Annotated in this window: 20 protein-coding genes; 14 read left to right on the top strand and 6 right to left on the bottom strand. The window is 59.9% G+C overall.

All coding sequences use genetic code 11. The annotated features are described in order from the left end of the window. Positions 1–7 precede the first annotated feature (7 nt). The 3 genes from WDB86_RS03225 to WDB86_RS03215 are packed head-to-tail and all read left to right on the top strand — an operon-like array spanning position 8 to position 1462. On the top strand, positions 8–736 hold the full coding sequence (locus tag WDB86_RS03225; RefSeq protein WP_339107261.1) for a heme ABC transporter permease: 729 nt from the start codon (positions 8–10) through the stop codon (positions 734–736). After that, positions 733–939, top strand: coding sequence for a heme exporter protein CcmD (ccmD, locus tag WDB86_RS03220; RefSeq protein ID WP_339107262.1), 207 nt, complete (start codon positions 733–735; stop codon positions 937–939). Before WDB86_RS03225 ends, ccmD begins: the two co-directional genes overlap by 4 nt. Continuing rightward, entirely contained in the window at positions 932–1462 is a 531-nt protein-coding gene (locus WDB86_RS03215; protein ID WP_406736576.1) for a DsbE family thiol:disulfide interchange protein, read from the top strand. The genes ccmD and WDB86_RS03215 overlap by 8 nt, the downstream gene beginning before the upstream one ends. A 426-nt stretch (positions 1463–1888) precedes the next feature. On the opposite strand, the gene hpt is transcribed toward WDB86_RS03215, so the two are convergent. After that, positions 1889–2437 carry a hypoxanthine phosphoribosyltransferase gene (gene hpt, locus WDB86_RS03210; RefSeq protein ID WP_339109505.1) on the bottom strand — a complete coding sequence of 183 codons (549 nt, stop codon included), beginning with the start codon at positions 2435–2437 and terminating at the stop codon, positions 1889–1891. A gap of 110 nt (positions 2438–2547) precedes the next feature. Between hpt and WDB86_RS03205 the strand changes: the two genes are divergently transcribed. After that, positions 2548–3003 carry a type II toxin-antitoxin system RatA family toxin gene (locus WDB86_RS03205; protein ID WP_339107264.1) on the top strand — a complete coding sequence of 152 codons (456 nt, stop codon included), beginning with the start codon at positions 2548–2550 and terminating at the stop codon, positions 3001–3003. A 77-nt stretch (positions 3004–3080) separates the two neighbouring features. Here the strand turns inward: WDB86_RS03205 and WDB86_RS03200 are convergent, their stop codons facing one another. From WDB86_RS03200 to WDB86_RS03185, 4 genes are all read right to left on the bottom strand, one after another. Beyond that, complete coding sequence (locus WDB86_RS03200; RefSeq protein WP_339107265.1) at positions 3081–4259, bottom strand: ammonium transporter; 1179 nt, start codon at positions 4257–4259, stop codon at positions 3081–3083. Between the two features lie 179 nt (positions 4260–4438). Further along, positions 4439–4912: a CinA family protein gene (locus tag WDB86_RS03195; RefSeq protein WP_406736575.1), complete on the bottom strand. Its 474-nt coding sequence runs from the start codon at positions 4910–4912 to the stop codon at positions 4439–4441. Positions 4913–4926: 14 nt separating this feature from the next. Further along, a complete protein-coding gene (locus WDB86_RS03190) occupies positions 4927–5418 on the bottom strand; it encodes a phosphatidylglycerophosphatase A (protein WP_406720744.1) in 492 nt (163 codons plus the stop codon). 35 nt (positions 5419–5453) lie between these two features. Next, entirely contained in the window at positions 5454–6614 is a 1161-nt protein-coding gene (locus WDB86_RS03185; protein ID WP_339107268.1) for a bifunctional 2-C-methyl-D-erythritol 4-phosphate cytidylyltransferase/2-C-methyl-D-erythritol 2,4-cyclodiphosphate synthase, read from the bottom strand. A gap of 228 nt (positions 6615–6842) precedes the next feature. Between WDB86_RS03185 and dusB the strand changes: the two genes are divergently transcribed. The 9 genes from dusB (at position 6843) to hflX (ending at position 18760) form a co-directional block, all read left to right on the top strand. Then, entirely contained in the window at positions 6843–7817 is a 975-nt protein-coding gene (gene dusB, locus WDB86_RS03180; protein ID WP_406736574.1) for a tRNA dihydrouridine synthase DusB, read from the top strand. After that, on the top strand, positions 7814–8881 hold the full coding sequence (locus WDB86_RS03175) for an ATP-binding protein (protein ID WP_339107270.1): 1068 nt from the start codon (positions 7814–7816) through the stop codon (positions 8879–8881). The genes dusB and WDB86_RS03175 overlap by 4 nt, the downstream gene beginning before the upstream one ends. Positions 8882–8886: 5 nt before the next feature. Continuing rightward, complete coding sequence (locus tag WDB86_RS03170) at positions 8887–10266, top strand: response regulator (RefSeq protein ID WP_339107271.1); 1380 nt, start codon at positions 8887–8889, stop codon at positions 10264–10266. Between the two features lie 256 nt (positions 10267–10522). Then, positions 10523–12709 carry a PAS domain-containing sensor histidine kinase gene (locus WDB86_RS03165; RefSeq protein WP_339107272.1) on the top strand — a complete coding sequence of 729 codons (2187 nt, stop codon included), beginning with the start codon at positions 10523–10525 and terminating at the stop codon, positions 12707–12709. Further along, positions 12706–14109, top strand: a complete 1404-nt coding sequence (locus tag WDB86_RS03160; protein WP_406736573.1) for a sigma-54-dependent transcriptional regulator — start codon at positions 12706–12708, stop codon at positions 14107–14109. The genes WDB86_RS03165 and WDB86_RS03160 overlap by 4 nt, the downstream gene beginning before the upstream one ends. Positions 14110–14182: 73 nt before the next feature. After that, entirely contained in the window at positions 14183–15562 is a 1380-nt protein-coding gene (gene trkA / locus WDB86_RS03155) for a Trk system potassium transporter TrkA (RefSeq protein WP_406736572.1), read from the top strand. Between the two features lie 10 nt (positions 15563–15572). After that, the gene (locus WDB86_RS03150) at positions 15573–17096 is read left to right on the top strand and encodes a potassium transporter TrkG (RefSeq protein ID WP_406736571.1); all 1524 of its coding nucleotides are present in this window, start codon (positions 15573–15575) and stop codon (positions 17094–17096) included. Between the two features lie 139 nt (positions 17097–17235). Beyond that, positions 17236–17469: an RNA chaperone Hfq gene (gene hfq, locus WDB86_RS03145; protein WP_339107276.1), complete on the top strand. Its 234-nt coding sequence runs from the start codon at positions 17236–17238 to the stop codon at positions 17467–17469. An 85-nt stretch (positions 17470–17554) separates the two neighbouring features. Then, a complete protein-coding gene (gene hflX / locus WDB86_RS03140) occupies positions 17555–18760 on the top strand; it encodes a GTPase HflX (protein ID WP_406721657.1) in 1206 nt (401 codons plus the stop codon). A gap of 156 nt (positions 18761–18916) precedes the next feature. Here the strand turns inward: hflX and WDB86_RS03135 are convergent, their stop codons facing one another. Continuing rightward, positions 18917–21373 carry a penicillin acylase family protein gene (locus WDB86_RS03135; RefSeq protein ID WP_406720747.1) on the bottom strand — a complete coding sequence of 819 codons (2457 nt, stop codon included), beginning with the start codon at positions 21371–21373 and terminating at the stop codon, positions 18917–18919. Positions 21374–21504: 131 nt separating this feature from the next. Here WDB86_RS03135 and WDB86_RS03130 point away from each other — a divergent pair, with 131 nt between their 5' ends. After that, entirely contained in the window at positions 21505–22389 is an 885-nt protein-coding gene (locus WDB86_RS03130) for an NAD(P)-dependent oxidoreductase (protein WP_406720748.1), read from the top strand. The last annotated feature ends 9 nt before the right edge of the window (positions 22390–22398 follow it).

Below are 22398 nucleotides of genomic sequence, written 5' to 3'. Positions count from 1 at the left end.
GCCACTGATGTCCATTTGGGAATACGCCAATCCGGTCAAGTTCATGCGAACGACCGATAAGCTGCTGCCATTCGTGGTGGTCCTGACTGTCCTCACCCTCGTGCCGGGGCTGGTCTGGGGGTTCTTCTTCACGCCTGCCGCCGATAATTTCGGCTCCAGCGTCAAGGTCATCTATGTGCATGTGCCCGCAGCGATGATGGCGATCAATATCTGGATCATGATGCTGGTCACCTCGCTGATCTGGATTATCCGTCGCCACCATGTCTCCGCGCTTGCGGCCAAGGCCGCTGCCCCCGTTGGTATGGTCATGACGGTCATCGCCCTGATCACCGGTGCGGTCTGGGGCGAGCCGATGTGGGGGACGTGGTGGGCATGGGATCCGCGTCTGACCTCGTTCCTGATCCTGTTCCTTTTCTATCTCGGCTATATGGCGCTTTGGGCCGCTATCGATAATCCCGATACCGCCGCCGATCTGACGGGCGTGCTGTGTCTTGTGGGGTCCGTGTTTGCGCTGCTGTCGCGCTATGCGGTGAATTTCTGGAATCAGGGGCTGCATCAGGGGGCGACGCTGTCGATGGACCGCGAACAGCATATCGCCAATGTCTACTGGTTCCCGCTTCTGCTGTGTCTGGTGGGGTTCGGCCTTTTTTTCGTGACGCTGGTTCTGCTGCGGACCCGCACCGAGATCCGGCGTCGTCGTTTGCATGCGCTTGAACAACGGGAGCGGATGGCATGATGATCGATCTGGGGAAATACGAATATACGGTGCTGATCAGCTGGGGGGCCTGCCTGTTTCTGCTGCTGGTGCTTGTGGCTGTCACGCTTTGGCAGGGGCGCCGCGTGAAGGCGGCACTGGCGCGGCAGGAGGCCCGTATGCACGACATCCGTCGGCAAAACACGCCGATGCAGGACAGCCGTGAGGAGAGCCACAATGGTTAAGCCTCTGATGCTGGCACCGCCGCTGGTTTTCGCGGGATTGGCAATCCTGTTCGTCTGGGGGATGTGGCGGCAGGATCCAAGCCAGTTGCCCACGGCCTTTGCCGGAAAGGACGCGCCCGCCGTGGCCCTGTCCCCGCTGGGCAGCCTGCCGGACTTCAACGATAGCGATCTGCGCGACGGTCAGGTGAAGCTGGTGAATTTCTGGGCATCATGGTGCGCGCCCTGTCGGGTCGAGCATCCAAATCTTGAGGCGCTCTCTGGGCAGGGGGTGGAAATTCTTGGTGTAAACTATAAAGATACCCCTGATAAGGCGCTGAAATTCCTCAATAGTCTTGGGAATCCCTTTGCGCGGGCCGGTCAGGATCCGCAAGGTCAGATGGCGTTAAACTGGGGCGTCTACGGGGTGCCGGAAACTTTCGTCGTGGATGGGCAGGGCAAGGTTTTGATGCGGTATGCAGGGCCTCTGACCGAGGATGTGATTGCCCAGAAAATCCGGCCTCTGCTGCCGAAAGCGTCGCAATAGAGCCTGTCGATCACCGGATGCCACGCGATGGACGGCTGGCCTGATCATCGATCATGTTGCCGGAGGACGAAGGCCCCTTGCGGGCCTTGGCAGATGTTTACGCCCGCCAGTTTGAGAGCCTGCGACACTGGGGAGCCCTGTCCGACATGTGGTTCATGGCCGGTTGTGCTCCGTTATCTCAGATGCGCCCATGATGACGTGTTTTTTGAGTTCAAACCGCTTTGAAAATCATCCAAAGCGGTTTGGTTGTTCAATAAATCCTCTGCCGGCTCTGTGGCGTGCTCTTGGCCCAATCCGGCCATAGGCCCAGCCAATCCAGCCCCAGAACAAGGAGGACGCAGGCCGCAACCACCAGCATGATCCGCACCTGTCGTTTTGAGGGCGGATGACGTACCCATTTCGCCATCCGCAGGAGCCAGATCAGGTTCACTTTTTGTCATCCAGAAATTTGACTGTGCCGATATAAGGCAGGTTGCGATGACTTTGTGCAAAATCAAGCCCGTAGCCGATGACAAACTCGTCGGGAATCGAAAAGCCGCACCAGTCGGCTTTAACGTCGACTTCCCGTCGCGAAGGTTTATCAAGCATGGCGCAGCAGGCGATTTTGCGCGGACCACGCGCCCGAAGCATCTCCATGATCTTCGAGATCGTGTGGCCGGTGTCGACAATATCCTCGACCACAAGCACATCCCTCCCGCCAATATTTCCGCGCAAGTCTTTGAGAATGCGGACTTCCCGCGAAGATGTCGTTTCATTGCCATAGCTTGATGCCTCAAGGAAATCGACCTCGCAGGGCAGATGGATCTCGCGGATCAGATCGGCGATGAACACGAATGACCCGCGCAGCAGGCCGATGACCACCAGCTTGTCGGTTCCGGCGAAATGTTCGGTGATTTCGGCGGCCAATGTCTCGACACGCGCGGCGATTTGCTTGGCAGAAATGAACGTTTCGATTTCATAGGGACGGTCGGTCATCGGCTTTGGCTCCTTGGGAGAGCCGCTTTGCGTGATCGGCTCTTGAATCTCGTTCCGTTTATCGCAAGTAAAGGGGCGGCGAAACAAGGGTAATGGGAAGAAGGCCGGGTATGCCAAAACAGTCTGACAGTCGCGTGCTACCGTATAGCGCACGCCAAATGTATGATCTGGTGGCAGATGTGCAGAATTATCCGAAATTCCTGCCGTGGAATTCTGCGGCGCGTATCCGTTCGACCGAGCTTCAGGCCGATGGCTCTACGGTCATGCTCGCGGATCTGGTGATTTCGTTTAAAGTTTTCCGCGAACGCTTTGGATCGCGTGTGACGCTTTGGCCCGACCGCTACCATATCGATACCGAATATCTTGACGGGCCATTCAAATATCTCAAAAGCACATGGGATTTCGAAGACCTTCCCGAGGGCGGCTGCAAGGTTCAGTTCTTTGTGGATTTTGAATTTAAAAACATGATCTTGCAAGGCGTTATTGGCACGGTTTTCAACGAGGCCATGCGCCGTATCGTGAAGGCGTTCGAGGATCGCGCTCACGCGCTTTACGGTAATGCCTGAGGCGGCCGGAATGCCTGAGGGCCGTCGCTAGATGCTGTCAAAAAAAAGCCGCCCCAAGAGGCGGCTTTTTAAATGGCTCAGGACGTATGGTCATAGGCGCGCTCGCCATGCGAGCTGAGATCGAGGCCGTTATTCTCGTCTTCTTTTGAGACCCGCATCGGGAAGACCCGTGCGACGAGTTTCGCGATCAGCCAGCTGACGCCAAGTGTGTAAAGCCCGACCACCACCAGCGCGCCCAGCTGTGCCAGCCACGCACCGTGGCCGAGGGCCGCAATCATGATGGTGCCGAAAATGCCACCGATTCCGTGCACGGCAAAGACATCTAACGAGTCGTCGATGCGGATTTTGTCGCGCAGAAGGATCACGGCTTCCTGACACAGGATCCCCGCGATGACGCCGATGGCCAAGGCTTCGAGCGGGCCGACAAAGCCTGCCGCTGGGGTGATCGAGGCCAGCCCTGCAATGGTGCCGGTGACAAGGCCGATCAGGCTGGATTTGCCGAATTTGATGCGCTCCCACAAGGCCCAAGACAGCGAGGCCGCCGAGGCCGAGATATGCGTGACGGTGATTGCCATTGCCGCCCCGCCATCGGCGGCCAGTTGCGATCCGCCGTTGAAGCCGAACCAGCCGACCCAGAGCATCCCCGCACCGATGGCCACCAGCACGGGGCTATGCGGCGGCGTGTGGCGTTTGGCGCGCGGCCCGACCATGACTGCCAGAAGCAGCGCGGCAAGAGCTGCGGTCTCATGCACCACGATTCCGCCGGCGAAATCTTTGGTGCCGGTCGCGCCGAAAATCCCGCCATCGGCCATCATGCCGCCGCCCCAGATCCAGTGGGTGACGGGCGCATAGACCGCCAGCATCCACAGGGCACAGAAGGCCAGCACGAAAGAGAAATTGATCCGCTCGACGAAGGCCCCGATAATGAGGGCGGGTGTGATGATGGCGAAGGTCATCTGGAACGCGAAGAAGGCGATTTCGGGAATCGTGCCCCAAAGCGTTTCGGGTGTAAGCCCGATCAGCGCGATTTTCCCGAAGCCGCCCCAGAAGCCGTTCGCATGACCAAAGGCGAGCGAGTAGCCGAAGACAAGCCACAAAACGCTCATCAGGGCGGCGACGGCAAAACATTGCATGAAGACCGACAGGACGTTGCGCGCCCGCACCAGCCCGCCATAGAATAGGGCCAGCCCCGGCAAGGTCATGAATAGAACAAGGGCCGTGGCAACCATAACCCATGCGGTATCTGCTCCGCTCATCCGACGTCCTCCGTAAAAAGATAGCGCGCAGGCGGCATATCTCTTCTTGGGGGCCTTGAAAGAGGCAAATCGGACCTTGAACGGGTTAATATCTGCGCATTTTATGAAATGCTGCAAAAATGGCGTATATTTTGGGGTGTATGATTAAATACTGGCCGTTATGAGAATTTTTCCGGCGCTTATTTTAGCGCCGACAGGATTAAATCCAGAGCATGTTCGCGGGTATGCAGGCGCACCAGTTCGCGCCCGATGGCGCCGAATTCGCAGGTGCTCGTGACGGGGGCCGCCCAGTCACAGGCCAGTCCGAAACAGACGCGCCCTTCGGGTTTATGCTCCGATCCGCCGGGGCCTGCGATGCCGGTGACCGAAACGGCAAGCGTGGCACGGCTGTTGCGCAGGGCGCCGGTGGCCATTGCGCGGGCGACCTCTTCCGAGACCGCGCCGTAGCGGGCGATCATCTCGGCAGGCACGCCCAGCATTTCGGTTTTGGCGGCGTTGGAATAGGTGACGAAACCACGTTCGAAGACGGCGGAGGACCCCGCCAGATCGGTGAGGGCGGCTGCAATCAGCCCCGCTGTGCAGCTTTCCGCGGTAGCAATCATGATCGCGCGGGCTTTGGCTTCGGCAATGACACGGGGGGCGAGGTCGGACATGACGGGGCTCCGGATCAGGACATCAGGATCAGCGGGATATGGTATAGCGCGGCCAGCACGATGGTGCCGATGCCCGCGAAGATCCCCGCGAAGAGGTCGTCCAGCATCACGCCTTGCGGGGTGTGCAGGCGGTCGGCCCAGCCGACAATCGAGGGTTTCCATATGTCGAACAGACGGAACAGCAGGAAGGCCGCAACGGGGCCGGGCCAGACCATCGACATATCGCGCATGTAAAAGCCCACAGCAGGAAATAGCATGGCGAGCCAGAGCCCCGCGACCTCGTCGATCACGATCTCGGAGGGATCATCGCCGGGGCGGTCTTTCAGTTCGGCAGGCACCGTGATGAAGCCCACAACGGTTGCAATGACGAAGGCCAGAACCAGCGGCCAGAAGCCCAGCCAGTGCTCGATCGACCATCCCACGGCCAGCGCCGCCAGCGACCCCCAGGTGCCGGAGGCCGGTTTCAGCTTGCCCGACCAGAAGAAGGTATTGATGAAATTCAGCATGGGCGTCTCCTCAAGGCGCAGATAGGGCGGTCGGGTCAGTCGGCAATCAGGGTGACGGTGGCGATGGCGGCGATGCCTTCTTCGCGGCCCGTAAAGCCCAGCTTCTCCGAAGTGGTGGCCTTGACCGAGACACGGCTTGCCTCGCAGCCCATGATGCGGGCCAGTTCGGCCATCATCGCGGGCGCGTGGGGGCCGATCTTGGGGCGCTCGCAGATGAGTGTGACATCGGCATTGCCGATCCGGTAGCCCATCTCGCCCGCGAGCTTGGCGGCATGATCCAGGAAAATCCAGCTGGCCGCGCCTTTCCATTGCGGGTCCGATGGCGGGAAATGGCGGCCGATATCGCCCTGCGCCAATGCGCCATAGATCGCGTCGGTCAGCGCATGCATGCCGACATCGGCATCCGAATGGCCTAAAAGCGCTTTGGAGTGCGGAATCTCCACCCCGCAGAGAATGACGTGATCGCCCTCGGTGAACGCATGCACGTCATATCCGTTGCCCAGTCTTACATCCATTCTGGCGTCCTTTCTTGCCCGCAGGATCGCCTCGGCGCGGGCGAAATCTGCGGGATAGGTGATCTTGAGATTGTCTTCATGCCCAAGAGTGATCGCAACGTCCATCCCTGCGCTACGCGCAATTTCGACATCATCGGGGGCAGGGCCCTGATGGGACCGATGGGCTGCCAGAATGGCATCGTAGTGAAAACCCTGCGGGGTTTGCGCGCGATAGAGGCCGCTACGGTCGCGGGTGCCCGCCACGCGGGCCCTGTCTCCCAGCCAGAGCGCATCCGAAACGGGCAGGGCCGGTGCGGCGGCGGGCAGGGTCTCGAGCGCGTCCAGCACGCCTGTCAGAACGGTTTCGGGCAGGAAGGGGCGCGCGCCGTCATGGATCAGCACCTTGTCGATATTCTGGTGCTCCAAGGCTTCCAAAGCGTTTCGAACCGAGGCATCACGGCTTTCGCCCCCTGCAATGAGCGTGACGGTGCCGCCGGTCAGTTCCAGTCCGCGCGCCATATCATCGGGATGCAGCACCAGAAGCAGCCGCGCATCCCTGCCCGCGTTGCGCAGAGCCGTCTGGCAACTGTCGATCGTATGGGCCAGCACCGGTTTTCCGGCCAGCATCTGCCATTGTTTGGGCTGCGTCCCTCCGGCGCGGGTGCCACGCCCTGCGGCAACGATGATCAATGCAATCGACATCCGAACCTCTTGCCTGTCGAAATCTGTGCCAAGGACTTAGGCGAAGCGCAAGTTCTGTGCAATCAGAACAGGCTTTTATTGAAATGCGACCAATTTCCGCGTTATGATGCCTAAATAATGTGCGGATGCATATTTTTCCTGCCTTTCTGCCCATAGAATCGCCCGAGGGGATTTGTGAATCGCGGTTCAAGGCGGTAGCAGAAAACCAGAGTTACTTCGGGAAGTTCCGTGTCCATCCAGCTTGATAATGTCTTGATCGATCCGCCGGTGCTGTTGGCACCGATGGCCGGTATTACCGACAGGCCGTTCCGCAGCCTTGTCGGCGGGTTCGGCGCGGGGCTTGTGGTGTCCGAAATGGTGGCCTCCGGCGAGATGCTGACGGCGAAGCCTTCCGTGCGGGCGAAGGCCCGTACCGATATGTCGCTGGACATGCCGTCTTCGGTGCAGCTTGCGGGGCGCGAGGCGCAGCCGATGGGCGAGGCAGCCAAACTGGTGGCGGGGATGGGCGCACGTGTCATCGACATCAATATGGGCTGCCCCGCGAAGAAAGTCACAGGCGGGGCCTCCGGCTCGGCGCTGATGCGCAATCCCGACCATGCGCTGACCTTGATCGCGGCCGTGGTGGCGGCGGTCGAGGTGCCGGTGACGCTCAAGATGCGCCTTGGCTGGTGTGACGAAAGCCGGAATGCCGCCGAGATCGCGCGTCGGGCCGAAAATGCGGGCGTGCAGATGATTGTCGTGCACGGGCGCACCCGGATGCAGTTTTATAAGGGCGAGGCCGATTGGGCTGCCATCCGCGAGGTGGTCGAGGCAGTGCGCATTCCGGTGGTGGCCAATGGCGACATCACCGATGCTGCAAGCGCGCGCGAGGCCCTGCGCCAGAGCGGCGCGGCGGGGGTGATGGTCGGGCGCGGCATTCAGGGCCGCCCGTGGCTTCTGGCCCAGATTGCCCATGAGATCTACGGCACGCCCGCGCCGGAGATCCCGCAAGGGGTGGATCTGGCCGAGCTGATCCTTGGACATTACGAAGAGATTTTGCGCTTTTACGGCGCTGAGCTGGGGCTTCGGCTCGCGCGCAAGCATCTTGGCTGGTATGCCGAGGCGGCGGGTGCGCCCCTGCGTGACGAGATGGTTCGTGCCCAGACGCCAGAGGCCACGCGCGCTCTGATCCGGGCCGCATTCGGTGAAAGGATGGCCGCGTGACCCTGCCTGCTCCTGGTGTAATCTGGAACTCCCTGCCTATTCCGGCCCTGTTGATTGACCGCTATGATTGCGTAAGCGAGGTCAATCCCGCAGCCGAGCAGTTCCTCAATCTGTCGGCCCGTGCAATGCAGGGCAAATCCGTCTCCGAGCGGCTGGCCATCAATGCCCCGCTCGAAGAAATCTTTGCGCGGACCCGCTCCGGCCAGACCACGGTTTTCGTGAATGATGTCGAGGTGACCACGGGCGAGAAAGCGCCGGTGCAATGCAACCTGCAAACTGCCACGCTGGGCTCCGATCCCGACCAGATCCTGTTTCTCATCACCCCGCGCGAGCTGTCGGACCGCCTTGGCCGCGCCAATATGGCAAAGACCGCGGCGCGTTCGGCGATTGGCATGGCCGAAATGCTGGCCCATGAGATCAAGAACCCGCTGGCGGGGATTGCAGGGGCGGCGCAGCTTTTGTCGATGGGGCTGACGGGCGAGGATCTGGAACTGACGGATCTGATCGTTGACGAGACGCGGCGGGTGGTCAAGCTGCTTGAGCAGGTCGAGCAGTTCGGCAATGTCCGTCCGCCGGAGAAGAAGCCTGTCAACATCCATGACGTGCTGGACCGTGCGCGCAAATCGGCAGAGGTCGGCTTTGGCGGGCATATGGTCATCCGCGATGATTACGACCCGTCGCTGCCGCTGACGCTGGGCGATGCCGATCAGTTGACGCAGGTCTTCCTGAACCTTCTGAAGAACGCAAGCCAAGCCGCTAAAACAGAAGGCACAATCACGATTCACACCTTCTACGAACACAAGCTGCGTATCCGCACGGCGGATGGGCGCGGGAAGGCGCTGCCGCTGCAGATCGAGATCATCGATGACGGCCCCGGCATCCCTGCAGATATTGCGGCGAATGTGTTCGAACCCTTCGTCTCCGGACGCGAGAACGGCACGGGGCTTGGTCTCGCGCTCGTCTCCAAGATCATTTCCGACCATGATGGATGGATCAATCTCGATTCCGTTCCCGGTCGGACCGTATTCCGTATTTCCCTGCCAGTCGCCCGAGAAGAGGAGTAACGCCCATGGACGGTACAGTCCTTGTTGCTGATGACGATCGCACCATCCGAACCGTTTTGACCCAAGCTTTGACGCGGGCAGGGTGCCGCGTGCATGCGACCGCCTCCCTGACCACGCTGATGCGCTGGGTCGAGGAGGGCAAAGGCGATCTGGTGATCTCGGATGTGATGATGCCCGACGGAAACGGGTTGCAGCAGCTTCCGAAAATTGCCGAATTGCGCCCCGGCCTGCCGGTCATCGTGATTTCGGCGCAGAACACCATCATGACGGCCGTGCAGGCTGCCGAGGCCGATGCCTATGACTATCTGCCCAAGCCGTTCGATCTGCCCGATCTGATGAAGCGCGCGCAAAAGGCGCTCGAGCAGAAACGCAAGCATCAGGTCTCGCCGCCGAAGCCCGTCGAGATCGAGCCGCGCGAGCAGAAAAGCGACCTGCCGCTGGTCGGGCGCACCCAGTCGATGCAGGCGCTCTATCGCCTTGTCGCGCGGGTGATGAATGCCGATCTGCCGGTGCTGATCTTGGGGGAATCCGGTACAGGAAAGTCGCTTATCGCACGGGCAATCCACGATTTTTCTGATCGTCGGACATTGCCCTTCGTGGTCGCGCAGGCCTCGGATCTGCAAGGCAGCGAAGGGGCGGCCTCGCTGATCACGCGGGCCAAGGGCGGCAGTCTCGTGTTTGACGAGGTGGGCGATTATGACGACGAGACGCAGGCGAAAATCGTGCGCTTGCTGGATGCGCTGCCGGACCCCGCGCCGCGGATCATGGCAACAACGCAGGTCGATCTGGCGGCGCTGATGGAGGCGGACAAGTTCCGTCAGGACCTCTATTACCGCCTCGGGGGGGTGACCTTGGCGGTTCCGCCGCTGCGTGAAAGGGTGGAGGATATCCCGCTGCTGGCCGAACATTTCCTTGGCCGCTCGGAGAATGAGGGCTTGGGGCTGCGGCATTTCTCGGCGGATGCGATGTCCTTGGTGCGGGCTTACGCCTGGCCGGGCAATGTGCGCCAGTTGGAAAACACCATCCGGCGGCTGGTTGTGACCTCTTCGGAGGAAGAGATCTCGCGGCTTGAGGTTGAGGCCGTTCTGGGCAATCAACCGGCTGTCGAACCGCTTCGACCCGGCGGGGAAGGCGAAAAACTCTCGGCGTCGATTGCCCGTCACCTGCGCCGGTATTTCGATCTTCACGGGGGCAACCTGCCAGCTCCGGGGCTCTATGACCGGATCCTGAAAGAGATGGAAGCGCCGTTGATTGAAATCGCTTTGGATGCCACCGGTGGCAATCAGGCCCGCTGCGCCGACCTTCTGGGCATCAACAGAAACACCTTGCGAAAGAAAATCACCGATCTCGATATTCAGGTGACACGCCGCCGGAAACTGACCTGAAATCCTACCGCCCGGAGGTTTCTCCGGGCGGTTTCCCATTGCAAAGCCATATTTAAATTTTCGTTTCTGTGACTTATTTAGCGTGACACTCCTGCCGCGCTGATGTAATCTGGCAACAGAAGCAAGAGATGCGCCCAAAAGAAGGACATCCGGCTTTTTCCGGTATTCGGGGGCGGCAGTGAAATCGGTCAATCGACATCGAGGGGCGTGGTGGGATCGGCTCGTGCGTTTGCGTAGGCAGCGTCGGGTCCAGAACATGATGACCCTAAGTCTTGTTATCCTCGGGCCGATTCTGGCGATTGCCACATTCGTGGTTCTGGGGCCGCTGGCACAGGGGAGCGATAGCGGTTCCCTGCGTCTTATCCTGCTTGCGGATTTCATTTATTTCATGGGCTTGGCAGGGCTTATTACCACGCGACTTGCACAGATGCTTGCCGCGCGACGAAAGCGCTCTGTCGGGTCCCGACTGACATTGCGCCTGACGGGGATCTTTGCCTTTGTCGCGCTTGTCCCGACAGTTCTGGTGGCGCTATTTGCCGGTTTGACGGTCAATATTGGCATGGAAGGCTGGTTTTCGGATCGGGTCCGGCAGGTGGTGGGCACGTCTTTGCAAGCTGCCGAAGCCTATCAGGATGAACATCGTCGTGACCTTCTGGAAGATGCCAATGCGCTTGCAGGGTTTCTGAATCTGCGCCGACAGGCCGCGACCTTCATGTCGAATGGGGAGCTGCGCGAACTGCTGGTGGCGGGGCAAAGCGGTATTCAACGCGGTTTAAAAGAAGCCTATGTCATTGACGGAACCGGCGAGATTGTCGCGCGTGGCGATCGCAGCTATCTGTTCGATTTCGAGAAGCCAGCGCCAGAGAAAATTGTTCAGGCGCAATCGGGTAAAACTGTCCTGATCGAGGATTGGGATGACAACGAATTTCGCGCGCTCAAGCAGTTAGACGCCTTTGCTGACAGATACCTTTACGTGTCACGCAAAGTGGATGGCTCGATTTTGTCGCTGCTGGACGACACGCGCACCACGGTGACGCTGTATCAGCAACTGGAAGCCACGCGCGGACGGGTTCTGTTTGAATTCGGGCTTGTTTATATGGGCTTCGCGCTCATTCTCATTCTCGCCGCTGTCTGGCTTGGGTTGTGGTTTGCTGAGAGGCTCTCGTTGCCGATCGGGCGTATGGCGGTGGCCGCTGAAAAGGTCGGTGCGGGGGATCTGGATGCGCGCGTGCTCGAGGCCGAGGGCGATGACGAGATTGCCATGCTCGGGCGGAGCTTCAACCGGATGACCGGCCAGCTTAAGGACCAGCGAGTGGCTCTGATGGCCAGCCATTCGATCACCGAAGAACAGCGCCGCCTGTTTGACTCGGTTCTGGGGTCGGTGACATCGGGTGTGATCGGACTGGATGCCGAAGGGCGCATCGATTTCATCAACCGCTCTGCTGCCAAGCTCCTCGATCTGGATAATATCAAGGATCACCAACGGATGATCGCTGATGCCGTTCCGGAATTTCTGGATATTTTCAGTCGTTTGCACGGTGCTGTTCAGGACGTGCTTCAAGAAGAGGTTCGGGTTTCGCGCTATGGCAAGCTGGAAAGCCTTCTTGTGCGTGTGGCGCTGCGTCTGCGCGAGGACGGGTTGCGCGAAGGCTATGTGATCGCCTTCGAGGATGTGACAGAGCTTGTGTCTGCACAACGGATGGCGGCTTGGGGGGATGTGGCCCGCCGTATCGCGCATGAAATCAAGAACCCGCTGACCCCGATCCAGCTTTCTGCCGAAAGGATCAAGCGCAAATTCCGCAAACATGTGGGCGATGAGGAGCCGGCCCTTGAGCAGCTGACGGGCGTTATCATTCGCCAGACCAATGACTTGCGGCGTATTGTTGACGAGTTCTCTAAATTCGCGCGTATGCCCGAGCCGGACCGGCGCGAGGTGGATCTGGTGCAGTTGCTGCGGGATGCCATTACCATTCAGGAAGGTGCGCTGCATGGCGCTGTCTTGAATGCCGATCTGCCGGAGGGCCCGCTTCTGGTCGAGCTTGATCAGACCATGATCGGGCAGGCGGTAACAAACCTTATCAAGAATGCCGGTGAAGCGGTTGAATCGCTTTATGAAAAAGGCGCTGAAGAGGGGTATGCGCCGGAAGTGCGCGTTGTGATGCAGGTGCAGCCCGAGTTCGTGACGCTGCGCATTATGGATAACGGGATAGGTCTGCCCGAAGACCGGTCGCGTCTGTTCGAGCCCTATGTGACGACCCGCTCTAAAGGAACAGGTCTAGGGCTTTCTATTGTAAAGAAAATCATTGAAGAGCATGGCGGCACTTTGATGCTTCGGGATGCGCCGCCATTTCACCCCGGTGCCCATTGCGGTGCCCTTGCCGAAATCCGCCTGCCTCGTGCCCATGCGGCAGTGCGCGCCATCAAGGATAGTGAGCTGACATGAGCGATATTCTGATTGTCGACGATGAAAAGGATATTCGGGAACTGATTTCCGAGATCCTGCAAGACGAAGGTTATTCGACCCGCATGGCGTCGAATTCCGATGAATGTATGGATGCTGTCAATGCAGAGCCACCGGCGCTGATGATCCTTGATATCTGGCTCAAGGATAGCCGGATGGACGGGATCGACATCCTGAAGACGACAAAGCGTGACAATCCCGATATTCCGATCATCATCATTTCGGGGCATGGCAATGTCGAGATCGCGGTGGCCGCGATCAAGCAGGGTGCCTATGACTTTATCGAAAAACCGTTTAATATCGACCAGTTACTTGTGGTTATTTCACGTGCTATGGAAACATCGCGTTTGCGGCGCGAAAATTCTACGCTGAAGCGCCGTGATATGCAGACGGGCGAGATGCTGGGCGAGAGTGCGGCGTTTAAAAAGCTCCGCGATCAGCTTGATAAGGTTACGAAATCCAACGGTCGTGTCATGCTGACCGGCGAGCCCGGTTCGGGCAAGGAGACTGCTGCGCGGTATATCCACCAGCTTTCGACCCGCGCCACTGCGCCTTTTATCACCGTCAATTCCGCCTCGATCGAACCCGACCGTATGGAAGAGGTCCTGTTCGGGCGCGAAACGCCGGAGCGCGGCATCGAGAAAGGCCTTCTGGAACAGGCACATGGCGGCGTTGTTTACTTTGACGAAGTCGCCGAGATGCCGCTGGGCACGCAATCGAAGATCCTGCGTGTCCTGACGGAACAGCAATTCCTGCGTGTGGGCGGTGCGGATAAGGTGCGGGTGGATCTGCGCGTCATCAGCTCGACCACGCGCGATCTGACCGCCGAAATCGCGGCGGGCCGGTTCCGGCAGGAATTGTATGACCGGTTGAATGTGGTGCCGATTGCCGTGCCGGGCCTTGCGGAGCGGCGCGAGGATCTGGCGCTGCTGGCCGAGTACTTCCTTGCGCAGTTCAACGAGACCCAGGGTCTGCCGCTCCGCAAGCTGTCCGCCGACGCCTTGGCAATGATGCAGACGATGGAATGGCCGGGCAATATCCGCCAGTTGCGCAATGTGATCGAACGTCTTCTGATCCTCGGGGATGGCACGGGCGAGATCGAGGCGCGCGAGCTTGAGGGGGACCAGCCGGCAGAATCCGAATCCAGCCGCATCGTGCTGTCGGGGCAGTTGGCGACTTTGCCGCTGCGCGAGGCGCGCGAATTGTTCGAGCGGGAATATCTGCTGACCCAGATCAGCCGTTTTGGCGGCAATATCTCCCGCACGGCAAATTTCGTCGGCATGGAGCGTTCGGCCCTGCATCGCAAACTGAAGTCTCTTGGTGTTGTGACCGGGGCGAAAACGGGCGGTCGTATGGCGCGGATTGAAGAGGATGCGGATTAAGGCACGGGCGCGGGTGATTGACCCCTGCCGCGCTGCCGCATAGAACCGGAGCCAGTGAGTTGCGGAGGGTCGCATGAAGGTGATCATTTGTGGGGCCGGACAGGTTGGCTGGCAGATTGCACGCCATCTTTCGGGCGAGCGCAATGATGTGACAGTGGTCGATAGCAACCCCGAGCTGGTGCGCCGTGCCTCGGATATGCTGGATGTGCAGGGGACGGTGGGCTTTGCCTCGCATCCCGATGTGCTGGAGGCCGCGGGCGCGCGCGATTGCGACCTGATCATCGCCGCGACCCATTCCGACGAGGTCAATATGGTGACCTGTCAGGTTGCGCAATCTGTCTTCGGCGTGACCCGCAAGATTGCGCGGTTGCGCTCGCAGAGCTATCTCAACGAGGAATATCGCGACATCTACCGCCGCGACCAGCTGCCCATTGATGTGATCATCAGCCCCGAGCGTGAGGTGGCCGAGGCGGCGATGCGGCGGCTGCTGGCCCCTGCGACATTCGATACCGAAAGTTTTATGGAAGACCAGTTGCGGCTGATGGGCATATCGCTTCAGCCCGATTGTCCGGTGCTGTCCACGCCTTTGCGGCAGTTGACGGATCTGTTTTCGACCCTGCGGGCGATTGTGGTGGGCGTGCGCCGCGACGGGCGGCTGTTTGCGCCCGAGCCCAATGACCAGCTTTTTGCCGGCGACCAGATCTATCTCTGCACCCATCGCGATGATGTATCGCGCACGCTCGAAATTTTCGGCAAGAACACCCATAAGCAGGAGCGGATCCTGATTGTCGGGGGCGGGAATGTCGGGCTGGCTGTGGCCAAGAAATTGGAAGCCCGTAGCGACAGGACGCGCGCCAAGATCATCGAGATGTCGCGCGAGAAAGCCGAACGGGCTGCGGATTCGCTTGAGCGCACCATTGTGCTGCATGGTGACGGGATGTCGCAGGAGCTGCTGGAGGAGGCCAATGTCTCGGCCACCGATGCGCTTTTGGCGGTGACCGATGATGACAAGACCAATCTTCTGGTTGCGGTGCGCGCGAAACAGGCGGGCTGCAAGATGGCGATCACGCTGGTCAACGACCCGACGCTGATCCCGATGATGGAGCCGCTGGGGATCGATGCCCAGATCAATCCGCGCGCTACGACCGTGTCCTCGATCCTGCGCCATATCCGGCACGGGCGGGTGCGCCAGATCTATTCGATCGGCGATGCCGAGGCCGAGGTGATCGAAGCGCAGGTGCTTGGAACCTCACCTTTGTCTGGCAAGTTGTTGCGCGACATAGATTTTCCCGAGGGCGTCCTGCTTGGCGGGTTGAAAAAAGGCGACAAGATCGTGGTGCGCCCGCGTGCCGATACCCGCATCGAGGAAGGCGATGTCGTCGTTCTTTTCGCGCTGGCCGATGACGTGGCCGAGGTGGAGCGCCTGCTGCAGGTCTCCATCGACTATTTCTGAAGCGCGTCCGATGGGAGCCAATCTGCGCAATCTGCCGCTCTTCGTGATTCTGGTCGCGGTGTCGGGTCTGCTGATGTATCTGCCCGCGATACACGCGCTGACCCTGCATCAGCACGCGGTGGCACGACCGTTTTTCTATACCGGCTCGCTGTTGCTTTTTGTTTTCGTGCTGCTGGCGCTGGCCACGGTGGCAAACCGGCGCGGCCCGCGCGAGCGGTCCTCGCTATTGACGATGGTCGGGGCCTTCACGCTGCTGCCGCTGGTTCTGGCGATCCCTTTCCACGAGGTCATGCGCGACACCTCGCTGTTCAATGCGTGGTGGGAGATGGTCTCGGCGCTGACGACGACGGGCGGCACGCTATATGCGCCCGCGCGTCTGCCGCCGTCGCTACATCTGTGGCGCGCGCTTGTGGGCTGGAGCGGCGGCTATTTCATGCTGGTGATGACGATTGCCGTATTGGCCCCGCTGCGGGTCGGCGGCTTCGAGATCTTCTTTGCTGGCGGGCCGGGCGGCGAGGTGAAGGATGTCAATCTGCGCGGCACCCAGCGCGGGGTTGTCACCCGTGACAAGATGATCGGATATGCGCTTGAATTGCTTCCGGTTTATACGGGGCTGACCGGCATTCTCTGGGTGCTTTTGCGGATTTCGGGCGAAGATAATCTGGTGGCGCTTTGTGCGGCAATGTCCACCTTGGCAACCTCGGGGATCTTGCCGACCAGCAGCCTGGCCTCGGGGCAAAGCTCCGTGCTGACCGAGGTCATCATCTTCGTTTTCTTCCTGCCCGCCCTGTCGCGCCGGTTCTGGCCCGGTGACGGAGAAATGCGCGCGACCAAGCGGTTGCGCGACGATCCTGAATTGCGGCTGGCGGCGATGATCGTATTGCTGACGGTGATCTTGCTCTTTTTCCGCCACTGGCTTGCGGCGCTGGATACGGATTCCCATCCCGGTCCGGGGGTGATCTTGCGCACGCTTTGGGGCGGGCTGTTCACGACATTGTCCTTTCTGACCACCACCGGCTTTGAATCAAGCGGCTGGGAGGATGCGCGGGCATGGGCGGGGCTGGGGACGCCGGGTCTGATCCTGTCGGGACTGGCGATCATTGGCGGCGGCATCGCCACCACCGCCGGCGGTGTGCGACTGCTGCGGGTCTATGCGCTGATCCGGCATGGCGAGCGCGAACTGGATCTGCTTGTCTATCCCAGCTCGGTCGGCGGCGGAGGCTCTGCGGCGCGCCGTCTGCGCCGTCAGGGGGCATTCGTGGCATGGATTTTCTTCATGCTCTTCGCGCTCTCGATTTCGGTGGTCATGATCGCGATTTCCTATACAGGCCTCGATTTCGAACCCGCCATGATCTTCACGGTTGCGGCCCTGTCCAATACCGGCCCGCTGACCGCTGTGGCAGGAGATTTTCCGCTGGCTTGGGGGGATCTGAGCACCGCCGCCAAGGCCATTCTGGCGGCTGCTATGGTGCTGGGGCGGCTGGAAACTTTGGCGATCATTGCGCTCTTCAATCCCGAACTGTGGCGAAAATGAGTGCTTTAATGGCACGATTTGTCGCGTCATGTGGGGCCAGCGCTTTTTGGGGGTGGTAACTCCCGTTGACTTGCGCATACTCAAGCCAGAGTGGGACGAGCCAACGTCCCCGAAATGCTAAGAGAAAAGGCAAAATATAATGGCTGCCGATAAACAGAACCTGCAGGACGCGTTTCTGAACCACGTACGGAAAACGAAAATTCCGGTGACGATCTTTTTGATCAATGGTGTGAAACTGCAGGGGGTTATTACTTGGTTCGATAACTTCTGCGTCCTCTTGCGCCGCGACGGCCAGTCCCAGCTTGTCTACAAGCACGCGATTTCGACGATCATGCCGGGTCAGCCGATTTCGCTTTATGAAGGCGACGACTGAGTTTCCTTTGAGCGAGAGCGTTTCCCACGATAAGGCTCCCACGCGGGCCTATGTGCTGCATCCTGACCTCAAGATCGGGGACGGGATGCGACTGCCCGAACACGGTCTGGCAGAAGCCGTGGCGCTGGCTGCGGCTTTGCCCGACCTCGAGGTTGTGGGCTCGGAGATTGTGCGCCTGCCCAAGCCGCATGCCGGACATCTGTTCGGGACCGGCAAGATGGAGGAGTTGGGCGCCAGGCTTCAGGAGCTGGAGATTGAACTGGTGCTGGTAGACGGGCCGGTGACGCCTGTGCAGCAGCGCAATCTGGAAAAGGAATGGAAGGTTAAACTTCTTGACCGAACCGGTTTGATTCTCGAGATTTTTGCTGATCGGGCGCGAACCCGTGAAGGGGTGCTGCAGGTTGAACTTGCCGCGCTCAGCTATCAACGCACGCGGCTTGTGCGGGCCTGGACACACCTTGAACGCCAACGCGGCGGACTTGGCTTTGTCGGGGGCCCCGGTGAGACGCAGATCGAAGCGGACCGCCGGGCGATTGACGAACAGATGGTCCGTATCCGTCGCCAGCTGGCGAAGGTGGTCAAAACCCGCGAGTTGCATCGGGCGTCGCGGCGCAAGGTGCCGTTTCCGATTGTCGCGCTTGTCGGCTATACCAATGCCGGAAAATCCACGCTGTTCAACAAGGTGACCGGCGCGGATGTGCTGGCCAAGGATATGCTTTTTGCCACGCTTGACCCGACGATGCGGGGGGTGACGCTGCCTTCAGGGCGCAAGGTGATCCTGTCGGATACGGTGGGCTTCATCTCGGAATTGCCGCACCAGTTGGTTGCCGCTTTCCGTGCGACGCTGGAAGAGGTGCTTGAAGCCGATCTGATCTTGCATGTGCGTGACATTTCCCATCCGCAAAGTGACGCGCAAGCGGCTGATGTAGAAGACATTCTCGACAAACTTAAAGTGGATGATGATGTTCCTTTCATCGAGGTCTGGAACAAGCTCGATCTGTTGTCGGAAGAAAATCATGCGGCGACCGCCTTGCAGGCCGAGCGGCGGGATGATGTCTGTGCGATTTCTGCACTGACGGGGGAAGGCTTCGAGGCGCTCCTGCTTGAAATCGAGCAGCGTCTGGGGGAAGAGCGTCTGAACGAGGAGCTGCATCTGCCCTTTGCCGATGGCCGCCGCCATGCATGGCTTCATGCCGAGAATGTTGTGCGTGACGAGGCGCAGTCGAAAGAGGGCTGGGTCTTGCAGGTCGAGTGGACGGCCTCCCAGAAGGGGCGTTTTAACGCCCTTTGACGCTGTTCTGTGAACGATGGTGATGAATTTCCTCGGCGTAGCAAATGGTTACGCCGAGGTTTTCATGTTCCGTGTCATAGCCCTGCGTCGCTTGCCTCAGGTCTTCTTGAAACGCTTTGATACCTGCGTATTAGCGGTTGGTCTTCATCTATGCTCTTAAGAGGCAGGCACCAGCTTGGTAATGCCTGCCGCTGCCGCGCGCGCCAGTTCCGGGTCAAGGGACATCGGAATATATTCGCCGCGACGCCAGAGTTCGGCCAGATCGTCATAATGGCGCGAGAAGAGATGCCCCGATTGTCCTGTGGCGATGATAAAGACAGAGCTATCGGGATCGGCCAGATCATAGACACCACGATAGCCTGCCGCCTGCACATTGGCGAAGGGGGCGTCGGGCGTGCCGAGGGTCTTGCCGCGCATCAGGGTGAAATCCCCGCCCGAAGATGATTGCCGGATATCTGCGAACCAGCTGATCAGCGGCATGTTCTTCAGAACAGGGTGGTCGTGGCGGGCCTCATGCGCATCGCCCCAGCGCCAGCTCTCGACATTCGGGCCGTATTTCTCTTTCAGCGACAGCAAGGCCGCATCCAGCGAGATCCGCGCGATATCGGTGCAGCTTTCCTGCGCATCGGACTGGATAACATTGCACCAATGGGCCGCCCCTTGGGTATTGCGGAAAACACGTTCGATAAAGAGCGGGTCTAGCGCGGTAAATTTACTGGCCAGCGGCCCCAGTTCGTCGCGGATCAGACGGTTTTGCAGCTCGCGCATCCATGCGGCATAGATCAGCGGCTCCGGCAGATGCTCGGACATTTCGCCATCCCATGCCGCCAGAAGCTCAAGCGCGCGTTGCCGCAGCCGTTCGGGAGTACCATCGGGGGCAGGCGTGCCGGTATACCACAGATCCGCGCCCACCAATGGCAGCAGGTTGCGCGCGGCGGGGCTGACCGTATCCAACTGGGCCGAAATGAAGCTCTCGCGGGAATGCACCTCGCGTTCGCTCAGAAGCTTGCTCAGCCTCTGGATGCGCTGGCTGTCTCCCCAGTCAAAGGTGACATTGTTCGGAAAATTGGCATCGGTTGTTTTATTGTTCGTATTCAGCACGATACCATCGGCAGGATTAACCTCGCGCGGGTTGCTGTCATAGGGCAGGCGTCCCATCCAGCGGTTTTGTGCCAGCCAGCCCGCCGAGGGCATGCGCCCCTCGGTCTGATTGGTCGGATCGCGTTTCGGGATGGCTCCGACAAGCACACGCGCCACCTCTTTCTGATCCGCGAGAATCAGATTTTGCGCCGGAGTGATATAGTCGCGGCCGGCCTCGATTGCAGCGGTGACATCCTTGGCCTCCATCAGCTTCATCGCCGCGCTCATGGTGGTATCATGCGGGTCGAGTGCCGTCCAATCGACAGAAATCACCGATCCGGGCGGCGTGATCGTGCCCAGATCGAAATGCGTCCCCGGCAGGACCGGTCCGTTTTCGGTGCTGCGCAGGGTCAGGGTCAGCGGCTGTGCATCCTTGACCTTGAGAATGGTGCGCTTGGTGATGAATTTCTGCCAGCCATCGGGGGTGCGATAGGTTTCGCGGTCCTTGGGATTGATCTGTTCGACATGCAGATCCATGTCATCGACATAGGCGGCGGTCACGCCCCAGGCCATATGTTCGTTACGGCCCGTGATCACCAGCGGAATGCCGGGGATAGTACCGCCAATAACGCCGCCCGAAGACAGTTGCAGCCGCGCCAGATACCAAAGGGCAGGGGCGGTCAGCCCGAGTTGCGGGTCATTGGCCAGAAGCGCCCCGCCTGCGGCAGATCGGTCAGGCGCTGCCGCCCAACCGTTCGAGCCTGCCTCAAGGCCTGCGGCGGGAAAGGGCGAAAGCGGCTCGGGCGCGCTTTCCTGCTGTAAGGCGCGCGGCACATCGGGGAAGAGGTCGTGATAGGCGGGCAGGGTATCTGTCACGCTCCCCGGCATATCGGGCAGCAGATCGCGCACCCAAGACGGGTCCAGCAGCGACACACGGGCCCGCAGCACTTCGCGGCTGAACTGGTTGTTCTGTTCGACAGCCATTAGCTTCAGGATTGCGAGGGAATCCGCGGGCGTCCAATAGGATATTGAATTATCGAACAAAAAGAACTCTGGCGCGCCACGCCCCTTGGCCCCTTTATTGACCTGCGCGATCCATTGGTTCACGCCTGCCGAATAGGCTTCAAGGGCGGCTTTGGTCTGCGGGTCCTGCGCATCGACCGAAGCCAGAGCCGCGTCATAGAGGCCCAGTCTGCGCATCAGCTCGTCGGTTTTGACCGTGCTTTGCCCGAAGACTTCCGAAAGCCGCCCCTGAACGGTGCGGCGCAGCATGACCATTTGCCATAGCCGGTCTTGCGCATGGGCGAGACCGAGGCCGAAAAAGACGTCCGGATCGTTCTTGCCGAAGATATGGGGGACATCCTCTGTCGAGCGCACGATCTCGACCGGTGCGGAAATGCCCGAAACGCGATAGGTTGCATTGTAATCAGGCAGGGAGCGCGAGGCAAAATACCACACGCCGATTGCGCCAAGCACCACCAATGCGATTGCGACTGCGGTCAATCGCACCATCCAGCGGAAGAGTTTGTACATGCGCGCTCCGGGTAGGTCTGCAAAAGTTGAGCCGGATGTGACCAGCAGGGGTTGCGGCTTAGTAAGTCAGGTATGACAAAGGATCAACGCGCGTTTGCGCGAGTTTGCCGATCGGATGAGGGAGTTTGCCGATGACAAAAATCGCATTTCTGGGGCTTGGCGTAATGGGCTATCCGATGGCGGCCCATCTGAAGGCCGCAGGCCATGACGTCACGGTGTATAATCGCACTACTTCTAAAGCCGAAAAATGGGTTGCTGACCACGGCGGTGCGCTTGGAAAAACGCCTGCCGAAGCGGTTCGGGACGCGGATATGGTGATGACCTGCGTCGGGAATGATGATGATCTGCGCATGGTCTGTGCCGGTGCCGATGGCGCGTTTTCCGCCATGAAGAGCGGCGCCATTCTGGTGGACCATACGACCGTGTCTGCGATGGTCACGCGCGAATTGGCGGCTTTGGCTGACGGAAAAGGTCTGGGCTTTGTCGATGCGCCGATTTCAGGCGGTCAGGCGGGTGCGGAAAATGGCGCGCTGTCCATCATGTGCGGTGGGACCCAAGCCCATTATGACGCGGTCGAGCCCGTGTTGGCGGCCTATGGCAAGATCTGCCGCCGTTTGGGCGAAAGCGGTGCCGGGCAATTATGTAAATCGGCCAATCAGATCGCGATTGCGGGCGTGGTGCAAGGCCTGTCCGAGGCGCTTCTTTTTGCGGAAAAGGCAGGTTTGTCGATTGCGGATGTCGTCGAGGTGATCAGTCAGGGCGCGGCCGGTAGCTGGCAGATGTCCAACCGGTCAGAGACAATGGCCAAGGGGGAATATGCGTTCGGATTTGCCGTAGACTGGATGCGGAAAGACCTTGGTATCTGCCTGACCACAGCGGATGAAATCAAGGCACCATTGCCGCTGACAGCTTTGGTGGACCAGTTTTACAAGGATGTCCAAGCCTTGGGTGGTGGCCGTTGGGATACATCCTCGCTTATCGCGCGGTTGCGTAAATTGTCGGAAAATGCGGGCTGACTGTTCCGA

It is taken from the genome of Thioclava sp. GXIMD4215 (assembly GCF_045291555.1).
GTDB lineage: Bacteria > Pseudomonadota > Alphaproteobacteria > Rhodobacterales > Rhodobacteraceae > Thioclava > Thioclava litoralis.
Note: the sequence above shows the minus strand (reverse complement) of the source record. Positions and strands in the feature narration are given on the sequence as shown.

Excerpts from the sequence above, each read along its gene's own strand:
- WDB86_RS03205 (WP_339107264.1), top strand. The coding sequence starts at position 2,548 with ATGCCAAAACAGTCTGACAGTCGCGTGCTACCGTATAGCGCACGCCAA.
- WDB86_RS03150 (WP_406736571.1), top strand. The coding sequence starts at position 15,573 with ATGGGAGCCAATCTGCGCAATCTGCCGCTCTTCGTGATTCTGGTCGCG.
- trkA (WP_406736572.1), top strand. The coding sequence starts at position 14,183 with ATGAAGGTGATCATTTGTGGGGCCGGACAGGTTGGCTGGCAGATTGCA.
- WDB86_RS03225 (WP_339107261.1), top strand. The coding sequence starts at position 8 with ATGTCCATTTGGGAATACGCCAATCCGGTCAAGTTCATGCGAACGACC.
- hfq (WP_339107276.1), top strand. The coding sequence starts at position 17,236 with ATGGCTGCCGATAAACAGAACCTGCAGGACGCGTTTCTGAACCACGTA.
- WDB86_RS03195 (WP_406736575.1), bottom strand. The coding sequence starts at position 4,912 with ATGTCCGACCTCGCCCCCCGTGTCATTGCCGAAGCCAAAGCCCGCGCG.
- WDB86_RS03130 (WP_406720748.1), top strand. The coding sequence starts at position 21,505 with ATGACAAAAATCGCATTTCTGGGGCTTGGCGTAATGGGCTATCCGATG.
- WDB86_RS03200 (WP_339107265.1), bottom strand. The coding sequence starts at position 4,259 with ATGAGCGGAGCAGATACCGCATGGGTTATGGTTGCCACGGCCCTTGTT.
- hflX (WP_406721657.1), top strand. The coding sequence starts at position 17,555 with ATGCGACTGCCCGAACACGGTCTGGCAGAAGCCGTGGCGCTGGCTGCG.
- WDB86_RS03190 (WP_406720744.1), bottom strand. The coding sequence starts at position 5,418 with ATGCTGAATTTCATCAATACCTTCTTCTGGTCGGGCAAGCTGAAACCG.
- WDB86_RS03170 (WP_339107271.1), top strand. The coding sequence starts at position 8,887 with ATGGACGGTACAGTCCTTGTTGCTGATGACGATCGCACCATCCGAACC.
- WDB86_RS03135 (WP_406720747.1), bottom strand. The coding sequence starts at position 21,373 with ATGTACAAACTCTTCCGCTGGATGGTGCGATTGACCGCAGTCGCAATC.
- WDB86_RS03165 (WP_339107272.1), top strand. The coding sequence starts at position 10,523 with ATGATGACCCTAAGTCTTGTTATCCTCGGGCCGATTCTGGCGATTGCC.
- WDB86_RS03185 (WP_339107268.1), bottom strand. The coding sequence starts at position 6,614 with ATGTCGATTGCATTGATCATCGTTGCCGCAGGGCGTGGCACCCGCGCC.
- WDB86_RS03160 (WP_406736573.1), top strand. The coding sequence starts at position 12,706 with ATGAGCGATATTCTGATTGTCGACGATGAAAAGGATATTCGGGAACTG.
- ccmD (WP_339107262.1), top strand. The coding sequence starts at position 733 with ATGATGATCGATCTGGGGAAATACGAATATACGGTGCTGATCAGCTGG.
- hpt (WP_339109505.1), bottom strand. The coding sequence starts at position 2,437 with ATGACCGACCGTCCCTATGAAATCGAAACGTTCATTTCTGCCAAGCAA.
- WDB86_RS03215 (WP_406736576.1), top strand. The coding sequence starts at position 932 with ATGGTTAAGCCTCTGATGCTGGCACCGCCGCTGGTTTTCGCGGGATTG.